This window comes from Streptomyces sp. NPDC111520, from assembly GCF_055635295.1.
The window spans coordinates 36,297-53,082 of sequence record NZ_JBVKBW010000002.1 but is presented as its reverse complement, the minus strand read 5'-3'; the positions used below and the strand labels follow the sequence as shown (position 1 = coordinate 53,082).

The following is a 16,786-nucleotide window of genomic DNA, read 5'->3' as shown; positions in this document are numbered from 1 at the left end:
CCGCTCAGGCCGGCAGCGCGCGCAGCCACTCCAGCGCGCCCGGCACGTCCGGGACGACGGGCACCCCCTCCGGGACCGGCGGGCGCTCCACGACCACCACGGGCAGCCCCAGTTCGCGGGCGGCCGCGAGCTTGGGCGCGGTGGCGGTGCCGCCGCTGTCCTTGGTGACCAGCACGTCGACGCGGTGCCGGCGCATCAGCTCCAGCTCCCCGTCCAGCGTGAACGGGCCCCGGTCCAGCAGCACCTCCGTCCGCGGGGGGTGCGGCGGCGCCGGGGCGTCCACCGAACGCACCAGGAACCACAGGTCCGTGAGCCCGGCGAAGGCCGCCAGCCCCGTACGGCCCGTGGTGAGGAAGACCCGCCGCCCGAGCCCCGGCAGCAGCGCCGCCGCCTCCGCCAGGGACGCCACCGGGTGCCGTCGGTCGCCGGGGGCGGCGACCCAGCCGGGGCGGCGCAGGGCGAGCAGGGGAACATAGGTGGCCGAGGCCGCCTCGGCGGCGTTGAAGGACATCGTCCCGGCGAAAGGATGGGTGGCGTCGATGACCACGTCGACCGCGTGTGCGCGCAGCCACGCCGCGAGCCCCGCGGGGCCGCCGAAGCCGCCCGTGCGCACCTCCCCCGGCGGCAGCCGCGGCCGTTCCACCCGCCCCGCGAGCGAGCTGGTCACCCGCCACGCCGCCGGGTCGGCGGCCAGCGCCTCCGCGAGGCGGCGCCCCTCGGTGGTGCCGCCCAGGACGAGGACGTGCCGCTGTCTGCCGGTCATCCCCGCACCCTACGGTGCGCGGTGAGCGGCGGCCGGAGCGCCCAGCTGGAACGGACCGGGCTGCGGCACGGCTGGACCACCGGCGCCTGCGCCACGGCGGCCGCCACCGCCGCGTACACCGCCCTGTTGGACGGCGGGTTCCCCGACCCGGTGACCATCACCCTGCCCAAGGGGCAGCGGCCCGCCTTCGCCCTCGCCGTTGAGGATCGCGGCGACGGCTGGGCCATGGCCGGCGTCGTCAAGGACGCGGGCGACGACCCCGACGTCACCCACGGCGCGCTCGTCCGGGCCACGGTGCGCCACGGCGCCCCCGGCAGCGGCGTCGTCTTCCGCGCCGGCCCCGGCGTCGGCACCGTCACCCGGCCCGGACTCCCGCTCGCGGTGGGCGAGCCCGCGGTCAACCCCGTCCCGCGCACGATGATGCGCGACCACCTGGCGGAGGTCGCCGCGCGGTACGGCACCGCCTGCGACGCCGAGATCACCGTCTCCATAGACAACGGCGAGGAACTGGCCCGCCGCACCTGGAACCCGCGGCTCGGCATCCTCGGCGGGCTGTCGGTGCTCGGCACCACCGGCATCGTGGTGCCGTACTCCTGCTCGGCCTGGATCGACAGCATCCGGCGCGGGGTGGACGTGGCACGCGCGGCGGGCCGCACCCACGTCGCGGGCTGCACCGGTTCGACGTCGGAGAAGGTGGCCGTCGCCGTGCACGGCCTGCCCGAGGACGCGCTGCTGGACATGGGGGACTTCGCGGGCGCCGTGCTGAAGTACCTGCGCCGCCACCCGGTGCCGCGACTCACGATCGCGGGCGGCTTCGCCAAGCTCTCCAAACTGGCCGCGGGCCACCTCGACCTGCACTCCTCGCGCTCCCAGGTCGACAAGGCGTTCCTCGCGGACCTGGCCCGGCGCGGCGGCGCCGACGAGGCCCTGGCCGAGGCCGTCGCCACCGCCAACACCGGTCTGCAGGCCGTCCAGTCCTGCCTGGCCCACGGCGTCCCCCTCGGCGACCTCGTCGCCGAGGAGGCCCGCCGCACCGCCGTCGGCGTGCTGCGCGAGGCCCCGGTCGCGGTCGACGTCATCTGCATCGACCGCGCCGGCACGATCGTCGGCCGCGCGGGCTGAGACGCCCCCGCGGGACCCGGGCCGTCGCTACGCTCGGGGCATGAGAGCCGCGGGAACGTTCAGCGTCACGTCGTTCGTGCCGACCGAGCTCGTACCGGAGCCGGCCGTGGCCACCGGGACGCCGGTGGGGGTCGCCAGGATCGACAAGACCTTCGAGGGCGAGGTCACCGGCCGCTCGTCGACCCTCTTCACGGCGGCCTACGACCAGGCGAGCGGGATCGGCACCTATGTGGCGATGGAGTCCTTCGAGGGCGCGCTGAACGGCCTCGAGGGCACCTTCAACTTCGCCCACTCGGCGACGACCTCGGGCAGCGACCGCGCCGCCGAGTTCTTCGTCGTCGTCCCCACCAGCGGCACCGGCGAGCTGGCCGGGATCACCGGCACGGGCGGCCTCGCGGTCGACGAGGACGGCACCCACCGCATCTGGTTCGACTACGACCTCGGCTGAGGCCCCTGCGAGACGGCGGCACAGCCGGTGTCAGCCCCTACGAGGAGGTGCCGCACTCCGTCGCGTGCCGGTGGACGCGCTCGGCCGAGTAGAGGTGGCTGTCACGGAACTGTTCCGCGCCCAGCGTGCGGCCGACCATGATGACCGCCGTGCGAACCACACCGGCCGTCTTCACCTGCTCGGCGATGTCCGCGAGCGTCCCGCGCAGCACCAGCTCGTCGGGGCGCGAGGCCATCGCGACGACGGCCGCCGGGCAGTCGGCCCCGTAGTGCGGGGTGAGTTCGGCCACCACGCGGTCGACGTAGCGGGCCGCCAGGTGCAGCACCATCAGCGCGCCGCTGCGGCCCAGCGTCGCCAGGTCCTCCCCCTCCGGCATGGGCGTGGCCTGCTGCGCGATCCGGGTGAGGATGACGGTCTGGCCGACGGTCGGCACCGTCAGCTCCCGCTTCAGGGCGGCGGCGGCCGCCGCGAACGCCGGGACGCCGGGGACGACGTCGTACGGGACGCCGGCTGCGTCGAGGCGGCGCATCTGCTCGGCGACGGCGCTGAAGACGGACGGGTCGCCCGAGTGCAGCCGGGCCACGTCGTGGCCCTCCTCGTGGGCGCGGACCAGTTCCTCGGTGATCCGGTCGAGCGTGAGCTGCGCCGTGTCCACGAGCCGGGCGTCCGGCGGGCACTCGGCGAGCAGTTCGCGGGGCACGAGGCTCCCCGCGTACAGGCAGACCTTGCTGGCCGCCAGGATCCGCAGGCCGCGCAGGGTGATCAGGTCGGCGGCGCCGGGTCCGGCACCGATGAAGTGGACGGTCATGGCTGCCCTCCGGTGGGTTTGACGGCGGACCACTGGGTGACGGGCATGGCCTGGCGCCAGCCCGTGAAGCCTCCCACCGGCACGGCGTGCGCGACGGCGAGCCGGACGAGTTCGCCCCCGTGCCGCGCGTACCACCGGGCGAGCAGGGCCTCGGACTCCAGCGTGACGGTGTTGGCGACCAGCCGCCCGCCCGGCCGCAGGGCCGCCCAGCAGGCCTCCAGGAGGCCGGGCGCGGTGAGCCCGCCGCCGACGAACACGGCGTCGGGGACGAGCAGTCCGTCCAGCGCGGCCGGGGCGGCACCGGTCACCACGCGCAGCGCGGGAACGCCGAGCGCGGCCGCGTTGCGCGTGATGCGCTCCGCGCGCACGGGGTCGCGCTCCACGGTGACGGCGCGGCAGGTCCGGTGCGCCCGCATCCACTCGACGGCGATCGAGCCGGAGCCGCCGCCCACGTCCCACAGCAGTTCGCCGGGCGCGGGCGCGAGGGCGGCGAGCGTCGCGGCCCGTACGTGGCGCTTGGTGAGCTGCCCGTCGTGCTCGTACGCGGTGTCGGGCAGCCCGGGGACCAGGCCCAGCCGCGGCGCGCCGGGGTCCGCGGCGCACTCGACGGCGACGACGTTCAGCGCATCGCCGGGCGCGTGCGGCCAGTCGCCGGCCGTGCCGTCCAGGATCCGTTCGCGGGGCGAGCCCAGTTGCTCCAGCACGCGCAACCGGCTGGCGCCGAAGCCCCGTTCGCGCAGCAGCCCGGCCACCGCGGCCGGGCTCCCGGCGTCCCGGCTCAGCACCAGCACCCGGCGCCCGTCGTGCAGCGCGCCCGCCAGCGCGGGCAGCGGCCGCCCGACCAGGCTGACCACGTCGGTGTCCTCCACCGCCCAGCCCAGCCGCGCGCAGGCGTACGACACCGACGAGGGGTGCGGGAGCACCCGCAGCCGGTCCGCGCCCAGTACCTCGGTGAGCGTCCGCCCGATGCCGTGGAACATGGGGTCACCGCTGGCCAGCACCGCGATCCGCCGCCCGGCGTGGGCGGCGAGCAGCCCCGGCACGGCGGGCCGCAGCGGCGACGGCCAGGCGACCCGCTCGGCGGTGACCTCCGGGGGCAGCAGCTCCAGTTGGCGCGGGCCGCCGATGACGACCCCGGCCCCGGTGAGCGCCTCCCGCGACACGGCGGACAGCCCAGCCCAGCCGTCGGCGCCGATCCCGACGACGGCCACGGGGGCGGACGCGTCGTCGTCCATCACGGTCACCTCGGCAGTCGGCGGGAACGGGCGGGCACCGCACTCTACGTGAAGTCCCAGGTGAGCCCGGGGCCCGGGGCCCGGTGGCTGAGGTGGTTCCGCCTCCGGTGAGGGGCCGGCCGTGTGCGGGTGGGGTGGCGCGCCCGCGGCGGGCGGGCTCGTGTCAGTCGTCGCCGCGGGCCGCGTCCGCGTCGGCCGCTGCGGCGGCGCTCTCCGCGTCGTCGACGATGCGGGCGAAGTCGGCGGGGGCCGAGGGGGCCGGGGCGGTGGCGGGGGCGGTCGGGGCCGAGGTGGGGGCGGCGGACGGGCCGCAGGCGGTCAGCAGTGCCGCGCAGGCCGCCGCGGCGGCGGCGAGTGCCGCCAGGCGGCGGGTCACGAGGCGGCGCCGTTGTCGTGGGAGGCGCACCAGCTGCGGACCCGGGCCAGGTCGGTGCGGCGCTTGTCCAGGGTCGACGGCAGGGACTTGCGGAAGGTCAGCCGGTCGTCCAGGTACGTCGCGATCTCGTCGTGCCCGGCGGCCCTGGCGTTGGCGACCCGCTTCTCCAGCCGCTCGATCGAACCGCGGCGCGTGGCCGGCCCGTTCAGCCGCTTCAGTGCCCGGTCGATGCGGGCGTCGATCTTCCCGGCGCGCTTGCACAGGCCCTTGGCGCCGTCCCCGGTGGGGGCGGCGGCCGGGGTGCGGCCGGCGCCGGCGTCGGCGGTGGCGGGGCCGGCGAGGCCCAGCAGGGTGACGACGGTGGCCAGGGCCACGGCGGTGGTGCGGTGTCGCATGACGTCCTCCTTCGGTCGGAAGCGAGCGCGGAGCGCCTTCGCGACGGACATTAGGGAGCGTCCTTGTGGAAACCCTGTGGTTCGCCGGCCCGCCCGGAGAGCCAGTCGCGGCGCGGCAGTTGGAGCGGCACGGTCGGCGGGTCGCCGTCGCGGACGGCGCCGAGCGGCAGCCGCACCTCGAAGCGGGTGCCCGGCGCGCCGTCGGGGCGGTCCAGTACGGCGACCGTGCCCCGGTGCAGCGCGATCTGCTGGGCGACCAGGGTCAGTCCGAGCCCGGAGCCGGGGCTGTCGGGACGCCGGTGGAAGCGGGCGAAGACCGCGGCCCGCGCCTCGGGCGGGATGCCGGGCCCGTGGTCGTCGACGGTGAGGACGACGACCGGGGCGCGCTCGTCGTGCCCGCGCCGCAGGGTCACCTCGATGTGGGGCCGGCCGCCCGGAGCGCGCCCGTGGACGGTGGCGTTGGCCAGCAGGTTGTCCGTCATGGACCGCAGCCCCTGCTCCCAGCCGTGGACGAGGAGCCCGGGCGCCGCCGTCACCTCGACCCGTGCCTCGGGGTGGCGGCGCCGCAGGTCGGCGGCGGAGGCGTCGACGAGTTCGGCCGCGTCGACGGGACCGAAGGCGTCCTCCTCGACGAGGTCGCCCTGGGCGAGGGCGCGCAGCATGACCAGCAGCCCCAGCACGCGGGCGTGTTCGGCGCGCAGGTCGTCCACGACCTCGTGGCGCTCCGTGTCCGGCAGGCCGGGGTGGGCGGCGAGGATGTCGAGGTTGGTGCCCATGCTCATCAGCGGGTTGCGCAGTTCGTGCGAGGCGACCGCGGCGAACGAGCGGGCGGTGGCGAGCGCCTCACCGGTCCTGGCGGCCTGCTCGTCGTAGCGGGCGAGCACGGTCCGCAGGGTGTGCGCGAGGTCGTCGACCTCGGTGATCCGGGCGGGGGTGTGCTCCAGGCGTACGGCGCTGACGCGCGGGTCGAGGCCGCTCGCGCGCTGCTGGAGCCGGCGCAGCGGACGGACGGCGCGGCCCGCCGCGGCCCAGGCCAGCAGTCCGGACACCGGGGCGGCCAGCAGCGCCACCGTCACCACGCGGCGGCGCACCTGCTGCAGCTGGGTCCGCGTGGCCGCGTCCGGCGAGAACAGCCACAGGGTGCCCCGGACGCCCTTGCGGCCGCCGTTCACCGGCACGGACAGCACGCGCCAGCGGGTGCCGCCGGCCAGGACCGTGACCGGCGAGGGCGCACGGGCGGGCAGCGCGGCGGACGCGTCCGGCTGGGGGCCGCCCGACACCGTGCCCTCGGGGCCGGTCAGCCGGATGCCCACGTCGAGGGCGGAGCTGAACAGCCTGCGCGTACGGGCCTGTTCGGCCGCCGGACGGTCCGCGGCGGTGGCCCGCAGCAGGGCCTTGGCGTCCGCGGCGACGGCCGTGGCGCGCTCCCGCAGGTGGGCGTCCTGCTGGGCGTGCAGGTCGGCGGCGACCAGCCGGATCAGCAGCGCGCCGGAGGCGAGGACGAGCAGCGGGACGACCACGCCCACGGCGAGGGCGACCCGCGTGGACAGCCTCACGAGAGGTCGTCCCGTTCATCACGCTCGTCCCGGTCGTCGCGCAGGACGAAGCCGACGCCGCGCACCGTGTGCAGGATCCGCGGCCGGCCGCCCGCCTCCATCTTGCGCCGCAGATAGCTGACGAAGGTGTCCACGGCGTCCGTGCGCACGTCGAAGTCGTAGCCCCAGACCCGGTCCAGCAGCTGGTCGCGGGTGAGCACGAGCCCGGCGTTGCGGGCGAGGACCTCCAGCAGCTCGAACTCCCGCCGGGTCAGCGCCAGCGGCTCGCCGTCCAGCCGGGCCTCCCGCGCCGCGGGGTCGACCAGCAGCCCCCCGGCGCGCACCCGCCCGCCCGCGGCGGGGGGACGCCGGCGCAGCAGCGCCCGCAGCCGCAGGACCAGTTCCTGCAGCGCGAAGGGCTTGACCAGGTAGTCGTCGGCGCCCGCCTGGAGGCCGGCGACGCGGTCGGCCGCCTCGTCCAGTGCGGAGAGCATCAGGACGGGGACGTCGTCGTCCTGCTCGCGCAGCGTGCGGCACACCTCGATCCCGCTGAGGTCGGGCATGGAGATGTCCAGGACCACCACGTCCGGCGCCGCCTCGCGTACGGCGGCGAGCGCGGCCCGGCCGCCGTCGGCCAGGCTCACCGAGAAGCCGTCCAGGCGCAGCCCCCGTTGCAGGGACCTGCGTATCGCCGCGTCGTCGTCGGCGACCAGGACCCGGCCGCCGGTGTGCGCATCGGTTCTCACGGCGGTGATGGTAGGCGCAGCGCCCGGGCGGCGAAGCACCCCGTTCGCGAAGAGTCCCGTTCGTGAAGAACCCCGTTCGCGAAGAGCCCCGGCGCTCCGCCGCGCGTCAGATGTCCAGCCGGTACGGCAGGAGGCACACCACGGCGTCGGTGCGGGAGCGCAGGATCGTGGCGAGGAGGATGCCGCGCTGGTTCTGCAGGATGCGGTAACGGGCGTGCCGCGGCTGGACCTCGGGGATGAGGACGGCGATCTGCCGGCCGTCCTGCGACATGCGGCGGACGTAGGAGAGGATCGGCAGCACCAGGGAGCGGTGCGGGCTCTCGATGACGTCGAGGCGGACGCCGGGCTGCCAGCGCGCCCAGGTGTCGAGCAGTTCGCGCGCCTTGGCCTGGTCGGGCTCGACGGTGACCGCGACGACCTCGTCGCCCAGGGCGATGGCCGCGGTCAGCGCGTGCCGGGCGAGCCGGCTGACCCCGCCGAGGGGGACGATGACCAGGCTGTCGGTGCGCCGCGGCCGCTCGGGGACGGTGCCGAGGGCGAGTTCCCTGCCGACCTCCGCGTAGTAGTGCTCGATGCGGGCGAAGAGCAGCATCAGCAGCGGGACCACCACGACGACCATCCACGCGCCCTCGGTGAACTTGGTGGTCACCAGGATCACCCCGGCCAGCGCGGTCAGCACGGCGCCCACCCCGTTGACCACCACCCGCGGCACCCAGCCGCGCGGCCGCGCCCCCCTCCAGTGCCGTACGAGCCCGGTCTGGCTGATGGTGAAGCCGGTGAACACACCGATGGCGTAGAGCGGGATGAGCCGTTGCGTCTGCGCGTCGACGGCGATGAGCAGCACCGCCGCCACGACCGCGAGGGCGACGACGCCGTAGCGGTAGACGGGCCGCTCGGCGCGCAGCCCGAAGACGTGGGGCAGCCGGTTGTCGCGGGCGAGCAGGCTCATCAGGACGGGCAGGCCGCCGAAGCTGGTGTTGGCGGCCAGCCCGAGGACGAGCGTGACCAGCAGGTTGCTGACGTAGTACGGCCACCCGGTGCCGAAGGAGCCCGCGGTCAGCTGGGCCAGCAGGGTCACCCCGCCGCGCGGGGCGACCTCGTCCCGGCGGATCAGGAACGCGAGGCCGATCAGCATCAGCCCCAGCAGCGCGCCGAGCATCAGTTCCGTGCGCTGGGCGCGGCGCACCTTGGGCGGCCGGAAGGAGGGCACGGAGTTCGCGATGGCCTCCACCCCGGTCAGCGCGGAACAGCCGGAGGAGAAGGCCTTCAGCACCAGCAGCACGCTCAGCGCCTCCGTCGCGTGGACGGGCTGCGCGCTGCCGACGACCGCCGCGGGGTGGGCGCGCAGCAGGCCGGCGACGACGACCCCGCCGATGCACAGCACGAACAGCGCCGCGGGCAGCATCAGCACCCGCGCGCTGTCGGCGACGCCGCGCAGGTTCACCAGGGTGAGCAGGGCGAGCCCGCCGAGGCAGATCTCCAGCAGGTAGGGGGTGAGCGAGGGGAACGCGGAGGCGAGGCTTGCGGCGCCGGCGGCCAGGCTGACGGCGACGGTGAGCACGTAGTCGACGACCAGGCTGGCCGCCGCCAGAAGGCTCACCCGCGCCCCGAGGTCCTTCTTGGCCACCGCGTAGGAGCCCCCGCCGTCCGGGTGCACCGCGATGACCTGCCCGTACGAGATGACCAGCACGACCAGCAGCCCCGCGATGACCAGCATGACGGGCAGCGTCACGGTCAGCGCCGCGGTCCCGGCGGCGATCAGCACGAGGACGATGGCCTCGGGACCGTACGCCACCGAGCTGAGGGCGTCCAGCGACAGCGCGGCGAGCCCCTGCACGCTGGTGAGCAGGGAGCGGTCGCCCTCGCCGTGCCGCAGCGGCACCCGCGGCCGCACCTGGCGGCGGGCCAGCCCGAAGGTCATCGCCGGCCCGCCGGCTGCGCGTCGCTCATGGCTGTTCTCCTCCGCCGGCGGGACCTCCCGTCAGCCTCCGGCGGGGGCCTTCCTGGCGCAGCGCGGGGTGGCCGATCGGGTGAGCGCTCAGTCGGGCCGGGCCAGGAACTCCACGACGGCGAGGACGAGGACGACGGCGAGGGCCAGCCCGAGGACGACCCAGCCGGTCGGGTAGGACCAGAAGGCGAGCGCGAGGGCCGCGGCCGCGACGACGACCCAGGCGACCGGCAGTTTGTGGCGGACGAGCCAGGGCCCGACGGGACCGGTCCGCATCCCCACCCGGTGCGCCGCGTCGCCCGCGCCGCCCAGCACGGACTCCCACACCCCCCGGGTCCGGCGGGCGTACCGCCCGGGCCCACTCAGCCAGGCGCCCAGCGCGACGACGACGCCGAGCACGAACACCGCGCGGACGGTCTGGCGCAGGAAGCGGATGAGGGCGTCGTAGACCGTCCCGGCCGCCCGCTGATCGACGTCGGCGGGCAGCGCGTCGAGGTAGATCGCCCGGAAGACGGTCAGGGCCGCGCCGAGCACGAGGGCCGCGGCGGCGAAGCCCAGCGCGGCGGCGACCAGGGCGCGGCGCCGGCGGACGGCGAGCAGCACGCCCGCGGCCGCGAGGACGACGGTGACGACCGGCAGCCAGAGGCCGGCGAGCTGCAGCAGCCGGAAGGCGGTCCTGATCTTGCCGACCTTCTCGGAGCGCACGACGGTGAAGTCGGTGTGGACCTCGGGGATCTTCGCCGCGATGGTCAGGCCCGCCTCGACCAGCCGCTGCTTGACCTGGTCGATGACGGGGGCGAGGTCGATCGCCACGGTGTCGTTGGTCAGCTTGACCGCGCCGCCCCCCTGGCCGGTCAGCGCCTTGTCCAGCGAGTCGTGGATCCGGCGGTTGGCGTCGGTCCAGATCGTTTCGAAGGCCTCGCTGCTCACGACCTTCTCCGCCGTCGAGTGCACCAGGCTCTCGATGCCGCTGGTCAGCGGGCCGGAAATCCGGCTGAGCAGCTGGTCCAGGCGGGGGCGGTCCTGCGGGGCGACCTCGTCCAGGAGGCTCTTCACGTCGATCCGCTGCATCACGGCGGACGTGATCCGGTTGGCGGCTGCGTCCTGCACGGCGGGGGCGCTCGCCAGGGGCGCGACGGTGGCGACGTAGCGGTCGGTGTCGCCGACCTCGGAGTCCACCCAGACGGCCAGCGCGCTCAGCGGCACGAACACGCAGGCCACGACGATGAACAGGGCCGAGAAGAAGGCCCGCACGGGGCGTCGCCGGTGAGGCGGCGGGGTCTGCGCTCCGGCGCCCGCGGGAACGGTCTCCCGCGCCTCCAGTGCCGACAGCCGGGCGCGCAGTTCGGCGAGATCGTCACGCCCCTCGGGCGTTGAACCCGCCATGCCACCGCCGCCTCTCCTTCACCACGCGACACGGCAATTTAATACGTATGGTGATTGATGTGCCATTTGAGGCGCATGAGTCCGTGGAGGTAGGAATGACGAGGCCGTACCGGGGTCGCGCGGTGTGCGCGGCGGTCGTGCTGTCCGCCACCGCGCTGGCCGCGAGTGCCTGTTCCGACACCGGGAGCACCCCCGGCGAGAAGGCGTCCAAGGCCGCTTCCGCCGCGTCCTCGCTGGTGTCCGAGGGTGCGGAGGCCGTCGCCTCGGCGACCGCCGCCGCGCAGTCCCAGCTGGCGAAGATCAAGAACGGCGTCAACGCGAAGGACGACGTCAGGCTCGACCCCGTGTCCGTGGAGGGCGGCAAGGCCACCACCACGGTCACGGCCACCAACAGCGGCGACAAACAGGCCACGTACACCGTCGAGGTGACCTTCCGCGACACCAGCGGAAACCTCCTCGACGCCGCCGTGGTCAACGTCGCCGACGTGGCCCCGCAGAAGTCCGGCGAGGCCACGGTACGCAGCAACCGCGACCTGACGGGCACGGTCGAGGCCCAGGTGGAACGGGCGCTGCGGCACTGAAGCACCATCACGCGAGGAGGCAGCCATGGCAGCCACCGGCACCACACCCCGGACCGGGAACCACCGCGACGGGTGGGCACGCGGCGGCGTCACCTTCGCCGGCGTCCTGCTGCTCGTCGACGGCGTCCTGGCCATCTTCCAGGGCATCTCGGGGATCGCAGCGGACAACGTGTACGCGCAGATCGGCAACTACATCTACAAGTTCAACCTGACCGCGTGGGGCTGGATCCACCTCGTCCTCGGCGTGCTCCTGGTGGTCACGGGCACCGCACTCCTCAGCGGCGCCGCGCTCTGGTCACGCATCACGGGCATCGTCCTGGCCGGCCTGGGCATCATCGTGAACTTCCTCTACCTGCCCTACCTGCCGTTCTGGTCGATCATCCTCATCGCGCTCGACATCTTCGTCATCTGGGCGCTCGCGCACTACAGGCCGGACCGCTCGCCCGCCGCCTGACCGCCGCCCGCCCGGCCCTCCCCCGGCGGACCGGGCGCGGCGGGACCGGCCCCGGCCCCCGGCTGGTCGCCGTGGAACACCGCGCCCACGGTGAGGCACACGGTCGCCACGACGCACAGCGCGATCAGCCCGGACAGCAGGGTGAACACCGAGCCCAGCGAGCCGTACGCCTGCAGGCTGCGGTTGAGCGCCGACGGCACGTACAGCGGAGCGGCGAAGACCGCCGCCTCCAGGAACAGCGCCGTGAGCAGCGCCCCCGGCAGCAGCGGACGCCAGCCGATCCGGCCGCCCAGCAGCAGGTGCTGGGTCCACCACCAGATCCCCACCGCGCTCACCAGGGCCAGCGGGACGCCCAGCCAGCGGCCGGCGCCGAAACCCAGCCGCAGCGGCCCCTGGACGGCCAGGTAGAGCAGCGCCGCGCACACCCAGGCGAACCAGCGCCAGGCCGCGATGCGCGCCGCCGACTTCGGCATGTGCCAGGCGCGTTCGCACACCCGCTGCATCGCCCGGCTGCAGGCCGTCGCCGACAGCAGGGCCATCAGGGTGCCGACCACACCCACCGTCTGCCGCAGGCTCCCGGGGTCGGACTCGTAGACCGAGCGCAGCTGTTCACGGGAGGGGCCGGAGAGCCCCATCACCCGCACCAGCGAGTCGAACAGTTCCTGGCGCACACTCTCCGGCGCGAAGGACGAGATGACGAACAGCAGCGGCACGGCGGTCAGGAAGGCCTGGGCGGCCAACCGGGTGGCCGCGTCCAGCACGTTGACGCTCAGCAGCCGGGCGGCGAGCCGGGTGATGATCGGGAACCGCCGCTCCGCGTCGGCCCGCAGGGCGCGCGCCCGCACCGGCAGGTCCGCGAACCGCGCACGGAGCCCCTCCGGGATCGAGACCCGTGGCCGCCCTCTCACAGTCCGACTATTTTTCAGCCCGCCGGGGCCCGCAACCGCTGGCCTACGGCAGGACCGGGGGGCGGCGGCGGCCGCCCCGGGTTACCTGCGGGCGGCGGCACCCCGGCGGTGCGGAAGCCCCTGCGGGCGAAGCCCGCGAGGCCCTTGGAGGCGCGGCGCCGGCGCACGGGACGAAGCCCGCAACGCCCTTGGAGGTGCGGCGTCCAGCCAGGCCCCCACAACGAAGAGGGGCTGCCCGGGCAGATCCGGGCGGGCACAGCCGCACACTCCCGCACCGGCCCGCGTCCGGAGCGCGGGCGAAGCCCAGCAGCACCGTCGCAGGTTGCCCGCGGCCGCCGAGCCGCATCCCTACCGGCACCTGCAGGCGGCGCACCCCGGCGGTGCGGCGCCCTACCGGCGGTGCGGGAGCCGGCGCGGACGAACCCAGCGACACCCTTGTAGGTGTCGCGCCCGGCCACACCCCCACAACAAAGAGGGGCTGCCCGGGCAGATCCAGGCCGGCACCGCCGGACGCTGCCGCACCGGTCCACGTCCGGCGCGCGGGCGAAGCCCAGCAGCACCGTCGCAGGTTGCCCGCGGCCGCCGAGCCGCATCCCCTACCGGCACCCGCGGGCGGCGTCCCACGGCGGGCGGCGACTTCCCGGCCAGGCGGAAGCCGGCGCGGGCGAAGCCCGCGAGGCCCTTGGAGGCGCGGCACCCGGCGCACGGGGCCGTGTCCGGGGTGCGGGTTCAGGCGCGCTTTGCGCGCCACCGGGCGACGACGGCGTCGACGTCGTACGGGACGAGGCCGAGCGGGGGGCCGTCCATCGGTGTGCGGATGCCCCTGCGGATGGTCTCGTTGACCTCTTCGACGATGCGGCGCACCTCGCGTTCGGAGGGGGCGCGGGAGGCCGCGTCCATCGCGTCCTCCACCTCCTTGCGCAGCCGCAGGCTCGCCGGGAGGTGGGACAGCCCCTCGCGGGCCATCTTCTCCCTGATCCACCACAGCTCGTCGTAGGGCCGGTCCAGGGAGGCCAGCGGCTTCCCCGCGCCGGGCAGGTTGTCGAAGGCGCCGCGCTCCGTCGCCTCCCGGATCTGCTTGTCGACCCAGGACTCGAAGGGGACGCCCGGTGGCTTGCGCTCCGTCATGCCCTCGATTCTCCCCCCGGCCGCGTCGGCGGGGGAGGGGAGGGGACGAGGGGAGGACGGAGCGGGCCGGGCGGCGCCGACCCGCGCGCCCTGCGGGTCGGCGGCCGGTCCGGGGCCGGTCAGCCCGTGATGGAGTACGAGTGGGCGCCCGTGCCCGCCAGCGCTCCGCCCGCGACGATCAGGTACTCGTCCCGGATCGGCCTGCCGTCCAGCCAGCACTCGAGGATCTCGCGGGTCCCCGCCGCGTACCGGGCCTGGGCCGACAGCGAGGAACCGGAGATGTGCGGCGTCATGCCGTGGTGCGGCATGGTGCGCCACGGGTGGTCGGCGGGGGCCGGCTGCGGGTACCAGACGTCGCCCGCGTAGCCCGCCAGCCGTCCGTCCCGCAGGGCCCGGCCCACGGCGTCCTGGTCGACGATCAGCGCCCGCGCGGTGTTGATGAGGTAGGCGCCGCGCTTCATGGTGTCGATCAGCTTGTCGTCGAAGAGGCCCTCGGTCTCCGGGTGGAGCGGGGCGTTGACGGTCACGACGTCGCAGTGCGGCACCATGTCGGCGGCGCTCTCGTGCCAGGTCAGCCCGAGCTCCTGCTCGACGGCCTCCGGCAGCCGGTGCCGGTCGGTGTAGTGCAGCTTCACGTCGAAGGGCGCCAGGCGGCGCAGGACCGCCAGGCCGATGCGGCCCGCGGCGACCGTGCCGACGTGCATGCCCTCCAGGTCGTACGACCGGGCCACGCAGTCCGCGATGTTCCAGCCGCCGTCCAGGACGACCCGGTGCGAGGGCAGGTAGTTGCGCACCAGCGACAGGGTCATCATCACCACGTGCTCGGCGACGCTGATGCTGTTGCAGTAGGTGACCTCGGCGACGGTGATGCCGCGGGCGACGGCCGCGTCCAGGTCGACGTGGTCCGAGCCGATGCCCGCCGTGACGGCCAGCTTCAGGTTCTTGGCGGCGGCGATGCGCTCGGGCGTCAGGTAGGCCGGCCAGAAGGGCTGGGAGATGACCACGTCGGCGTCGGCCAACTCACGGTCGAAGACCGATCCGTCGCCGTCCTTGTCCGAGGTGACGACCAGGCTGTGGCCGCGCTCCTCCAGGAAGCGGCGCAGGCCCAGTTCGCCCGAGACGCTGCCGAGGAGGGCGCCGGGGGTGAAGTCGGTCGCCTGCGGCGTGGGGGTGGTCTGGCCGCCGGGGTACTGGTCGATGCGCGGCAGGTCGTCGCGGGCGTACGTGGTCGGGTAACCGTCGGCCGGGTCGTCGTACAGGACGCACAGCACCTTTGCCATGACTGCGGCTCCTCATCCGTGAAGTGGACGCTGCGGAAGGTCACTTCACGTTCGCGGCCCGGCCACCCGGGGGTCAAAGCGAACGTCGCTATGGCGGGATAGCCCGCTCCTATCACCGCACCCCGGCCCGCTCACCGGCCCGGGTACGCGTCCACCAGGGCCACCAGGGCGTCGAGGGCGTCACGACGGCAGGGGTCGGCGCCGCGCCCCGGGTCACTCCCCGGCGGGCGTCCAGCCCTGGCCGCGCAGCACCGCCGCGACGTCCGGGGCCCGGTAGTGCTCGCCCTTGAGGACCTTGCCGTCGGCCCGCAGGGCCGGCCGTCCGTCGGGGCCGAGCTTGCTCATGTTGGCGCGGTGGATCTCCGCGATGACCTCGTCGAGGTCGATGCCGTGCACCAGCGCGGTGCCGTACGCGACGTAGACCACGTCGGCCAGTTCGTGCGCGAGGTGGTCCAGCGGCCCGGCCTCGGAGGCCTCGGCGACCTCCGCCACCTCCTCGGCCAGCAGGTCCTGGCGGTGCGCCGCGTACTCGGGCGGGATCTCGGTCGGGCGGGGACGGACGTCGAGGCCGAAGACGGTGTGGAACTCACGGACCAGGCCGGCGGGGGAGGGTCGCATTCCGCCGATCGTAGTGCCCGCTCACAGGCCCCCGTCGCTCCCCGCCGCCGGGCCGCCGCCGTACCCGCCGTCCACGCGGATGCCGGTGATGCCGCTGATGTGCCGGGCCCCGCAACGGTCCTGGGGCAGCACCAGTTGCGGGCCCTGGACGTCCAGCGGGGTACCGTCGATGCGGGTGGCCAGCAGCACGCGGGCCTGCCCGAAGTCCGGGTCGATCTCGGCCCAGGACAGCAGTGCGTGGTGGCCGTCCGCCCCGGTCACGGCGATGAGGAAGCGCAACCGGTCCTTGCGGCGGCCGGGGTCGAAGCCGGGACCGGCCGAGCACAGCACCTCGTGGAGCAACGGGCCCTCGAACCGGTGGTGCTGCACACCGCTGGTCTGGCACTCGAAGCTCACCCGGGCCGTGTGCTGGGGCCAGGCGAGCAGGTCCGGCACGGTGAGCGGGGCGGGGCGGGCCAGGTCGCCGCTCAGGGTGAACCCGGCGAGCTCCGGCGGCGGCGCGGGAACGGACACGGTCACGGGCTTCCACCTCCCCCGGTGACCGTACCCGCGCCCGGCCGTCGTGGAAACGCACATGCGATCCCCAAAGCTCAGGGATCCGGCTCATGCAATCCGACAAGGGGCTTCCAGCTCGCATCTGCGTCACTATGATCGAGTCATGCACACCTACCGGATCGGCGAGGCGGCCGCGTTGATGGGCGTGAGCGCGGACACCCTCAGGCGCTGGGTCGACAGCGGGCGGCTGCGGGCGGAGCGCGACGAGCAGGGCCGGCGCATCATCGAGGGCCCCCACCTGGCCGCGTTCGCCAGGGAGTTCAACCGCACCGAACGCGAGCACACCGGCTCCTCGGCCCGCAACCGCTTCTCGGGCATCGTCACCGAGGTGATCCTCGGCGACGTGTCCGCGCAGGTCGAGATCCAGGCCGGCCCGTTCCGCGTGGTGTCCATGATCAGCCGGGAGTCGGCCGAGGAGCTGAAGCTCGAGCCCGGCGTACCGGCGGTCGCCGTCATCAAGTCGACCAACGTGGTCGTCGAGAGACCGTAGAGACCGAGAC

19 protein-coding genes are annotated in these 16,786 nt (G+C 74.9%); 5 read left to right on the top strand and 14 right to left on the bottom strand.

Translation table 11 applies throughout. The annotated features are described in order from the left end of the window. Nucleotides 1-4 precede the first annotated feature (4 nt). Nucleotides 5-763 (bottom strand): cobalt-precorrin-6A reductase, encoded by a 759-nt coding sequence (locus ACZ7MY_RS04265; RefSeq protein WP_499599461.1) that lies wholly within the window; start codon nucleotides 761-763, stop codon nucleotides 5-7. Between ACZ7MY_RS04265 and ACZ7MY_RS04260 the strand changes: the two genes are divergently transcribed. Together ACZ7MY_RS04260 and ACZ7MY_RS04255 are read left to right on the top strand one after the other, a co-directional pair. Next, nucleotides 749-1,885 (top strand): cobalt-precorrin-5B (C(1))-methyltransferase, encoded by a 1,137-nt coding sequence (locus ACZ7MY_RS04260; protein WP_499600253.1) that lies wholly within the window; start codon nucleotides 749-751, stop codon nucleotides 1,883-1,885. The two genes, ACZ7MY_RS04265 and ACZ7MY_RS04260, sit on opposite strands and share 15 nt — an antisense overlap. Before the next feature lie 40 nt (nucleotides 1,886-1,925). Then, on the top strand, nucleotides 1,926-2,333 hold the full coding sequence (locus ACZ7MY_RS04255; protein ID WP_499599460.1) for a DUF3224 domain-containing protein: 408 nt from the start codon (nucleotides 1,926-1,928) through the stop codon (nucleotides 2,331-2,333). A gap of 37 nt (nucleotides 2,334-2,370) precedes the next feature. Here the strand turns inward: ACZ7MY_RS04255 and cobM are convergent, their stop codons facing one another. From cobM to ACZ7MY_RS04215, 8 genes are all read right to left on the bottom strand, one after another. After that, the gene (gene cobM, locus ACZ7MY_RS04250; protein ID WP_499599459.1) at nucleotides 2,371-3,141 is read right to left on the bottom strand and encodes a precorrin-4 C(11)-methyltransferase; all 771 of its coding nucleotides are present in this window, start codon (nucleotides 3,139-3,141) and stop codon (nucleotides 2,371-2,373) included. After that, entirely contained in the window at nucleotides 3,138-4,376 is a 1,239-nt protein-coding gene (cbiE, locus tag ACZ7MY_RS04245) for a precorrin-6y C5,15-methyltransferase (decarboxylating) subunit CbiE (protein ID WP_499599458.1), read from the bottom strand. Before cbiE ends, cobM begins: the two co-directional genes overlap by 4 nt. A gap of 163 nt (nucleotides 4,377-4,539) precedes the next feature. After that, nucleotides 4,540-4,752 carry a hypothetical protein gene (locus ACZ7MY_RS04240; RefSeq protein ID WP_499599456.1) on the bottom strand — a complete coding sequence of 71 codons (213 nt, stop codon included), beginning with the start codon at nucleotides 4,750-4,752 and terminating at the stop codon, nucleotides 4,540-4,542. After that, entirely contained in the window at nucleotides 4,749-5,147 is a 399-nt protein-coding gene (locus ACZ7MY_RS04235; RefSeq protein ID WP_499599454.1) for a hypothetical protein, read from the bottom strand. The genes ACZ7MY_RS04240 and ACZ7MY_RS04235 overlap by 4 nt, the downstream gene beginning before the upstream one ends. Nucleotides 5,148-5,197: 50 nt before the next feature. After that, nucleotides 5,198-6,703: a sensor histidine kinase gene (locus tag ACZ7MY_RS04230; protein WP_499599452.1), complete on the bottom strand. Its 1,506-nt coding sequence runs from the start codon at nucleotides 6,701-6,703 to the stop codon at nucleotides 5,198-5,200. Then, nucleotides 6,700-7,428 carry a response regulator transcription factor gene (locus ACZ7MY_RS04225; protein ID WP_499599450.1) on the bottom strand — a complete coding sequence of 243 codons (729 nt, stop codon included), beginning with the start codon at nucleotides 7,426-7,428 and terminating at the stop codon, nucleotides 6,700-6,702. Before ACZ7MY_RS04225 ends, ACZ7MY_RS04230 begins: the two co-directional genes overlap by 4 nt. 106 nt (nucleotides 7,429-7,534) lie before the next feature. Further along, on the bottom strand, nucleotides 7,535-9,349 hold the full coding sequence (locus ACZ7MY_RS04220) for an APC family permease (protein WP_499599449.1): 1,815 nt from the start codon (nucleotides 9,347-9,349) through the stop codon (nucleotides 7,535-7,537). A 117-nt stretch (nucleotides 9,350-9,466) separates the two neighbouring features. Then, nucleotides 9,467-10,762 (bottom strand): hypothetical protein, encoded by a 1,296-nt coding sequence (locus ACZ7MY_RS04215; protein WP_499599448.1) that lies wholly within the window; start codon nucleotides 10,760-10,762, stop codon nucleotides 9,467-9,469. Between the two features lie 95 nt (nucleotides 10,763-10,857). Between ACZ7MY_RS04215 and ACZ7MY_RS04210 the strand changes: the two genes are divergently transcribed. Then, on the top strand, nucleotides 10,858-11,343 hold the full coding sequence (locus ACZ7MY_RS04210; protein ID WP_499599446.1) for a hypothetical protein: 486 nt from the start codon (nucleotides 10,858-10,860) through the stop codon (nucleotides 11,341-11,343). Nucleotides 11,344-11,368: 25 nt separating this feature from the next. After that, entirely contained in the window at nucleotides 11,369-11,797 is a 429-nt protein-coding gene (locus tag ACZ7MY_RS04205; protein WP_499599445.1) for a DUF7144 family membrane protein, read from the top strand. Here the strand turns inward: ACZ7MY_RS04205 and ACZ7MY_RS04200 are convergent. From ACZ7MY_RS04200 to ACZ7MY_RS04180, 5 genes are all read right to left on the bottom strand, one after another. Next, complete coding sequence (locus ACZ7MY_RS04200; protein ID WP_499599443.1) at nucleotides 11,767-12,705, bottom strand: YhjD/YihY/BrkB family envelope integrity protein; 939 nt, start codon at nucleotides 12,703-12,705, stop codon at nucleotides 11,767-11,769. The two genes, ACZ7MY_RS04205 and ACZ7MY_RS04200, sit on opposite strands and share 31 nt — an antisense overlap. A gap of 729 nt (nucleotides 12,706-13,434) precedes the next feature. Then, on the bottom strand, nucleotides 13,435-13,833 hold the full coding sequence (locus ACZ7MY_RS04195) for a DnaJ family domain-containing protein (RefSeq protein WP_499599442.1): 399 nt from the start codon (nucleotides 13,831-13,833) through the stop codon (nucleotides 13,435-13,437). Between the two features lie 119 nt (nucleotides 13,834-13,952). After that, nucleotides 13,953-15,113: an NAD-dependent formate dehydrogenase gene (locus ACZ7MY_RS04190; RefSeq protein ID WP_499599440.1), complete on the bottom strand. Its 1,161-nt coding sequence runs from the start codon at nucleotides 15,111-15,113 to the stop codon at nucleotides 13,953-13,955. A 213-nt stretch (nucleotides 15,114-15,326) separates the two neighbouring features. Continuing rightward, nucleotides 15,327-15,731, bottom strand: coding sequence for a pyrophosphohydrolase domain-containing protein (locus ACZ7MY_RS04185; RefSeq protein ID WP_499599438.1), 405 nt, complete (start codon nucleotides 15,729-15,731; stop codon nucleotides 15,327-15,329). A gap of 21 nt (nucleotides 15,732-15,752) precedes the next feature. Beyond that, the gene (locus tag ACZ7MY_RS04180; protein WP_499599436.1) at nucleotides 15,753-16,250 is read right to left on the bottom strand and encodes a molybdopterin-dependent oxidoreductase; all 498 of its coding nucleotides are present in this window, start codon (nucleotides 16,248-16,250) and stop codon (nucleotides 15,753-15,755) included. 139 nt (nucleotides 16,251-16,389) lie between these two features. On the opposite strand from ACZ7MY_RS04180, the gene ACZ7MY_RS04175 reads away from it, so the two are divergent. Then, nucleotides 16,390-16,776 (top strand): TOBE domain-containing protein, encoded by a 387-nt coding sequence (locus ACZ7MY_RS04175; RefSeq protein ID WP_499599434.1) that lies wholly within the window; start codon nucleotides 16,390-16,392, stop codon nucleotides 16,774-16,776. Nucleotides 16,777-16,786 lie beyond the last annotated feature (10 nt).

Bases quoted from the DNA above. Each gene is read 5' to 3' on its own strand.
- cbiE (WP_499599458.1), bottom strand. From the start codon at position 4,376: ATGGACGACGACGCGTCCGCCCCCGTGGCCGTCGTCGGGATCGGCGCC.
- ACZ7MY_RS04255 (WP_499599460.1), top strand. From the start codon at position 1,926: ATGAGAGCCGCGGGAACGTTCAGCGTCACGTCGTTCGTGCCGACCGAG.
- ACZ7MY_RS04265 (WP_499599461.1), bottom strand. From the start codon at position 763: ATGACCGGCAGACAGCGGCACGTCCTCGTCCTGGGCGGCACCACCGAG.
- ACZ7MY_RS04235 (WP_499599454.1), bottom strand. From the start codon at position 5,147: ATGCGACACCGCACCACCGCCGTGGCCCTGGCCACCGTCGTCACCCTG.
- ACZ7MY_RS04195 (WP_499599442.1), bottom strand. From the start codon at position 13,833: ATGACGGAGCGCAAGCCACCGGGCGTCCCCTTCGAGTCCTGGGTCGAC.
- ACZ7MY_RS04215 (WP_499599448.1), bottom strand. From the start codon at position 10,762: ATGGCGGGTTCAACGCCCGAGGGGCGTGACGATCTCGCCGAACTGCGC.
- ACZ7MY_RS04185 (WP_499599438.1), bottom strand. From the start codon at position 15,731: ATGCGACCCTCCCCCGCCGGCCTGGTCCGTGAGTTCCACACCGTCTTC.
- ACZ7MY_RS04220 (WP_499599449.1), bottom strand. From the start codon at position 9,349: ATGACCTTCGGGCTGGCCCGCCGCCAGGTGCGGCCGCGGGTGCCGCTG.
- cobM (WP_499599459.1), bottom strand. From the start codon at position 3,141: ATGACCGTCCACTTCATCGGTGCCGGACCCGGCGCCGCCGACCTGATC.
- ACZ7MY_RS04175 (WP_499599434.1), top strand. From the start codon at position 16,390: ATGCACACCTACCGGATCGGCGAGGCGGCCGCGTTGATGGGCGTGAGC.
- ACZ7MY_RS04205 (WP_499599445.1), top strand. From the start codon at position 11,369: ATGGCAGCCACCGGCACCACACCCCGGACCGGGAACCACCGCGACGGG.
- ACZ7MY_RS04190 (WP_499599440.1), bottom strand. From the start codon at position 15,113: ATGGCAAAGGTGCTGTGCGTCCTGTACGACGACCCGGCCGACGGTTAC.
- ACZ7MY_RS04210 (WP_499599446.1), top strand. From the start codon at position 10,858: ATGACGAGGCCGTACCGGGGTCGCGCGGTGTGCGCGGCGGTCGTGCTG.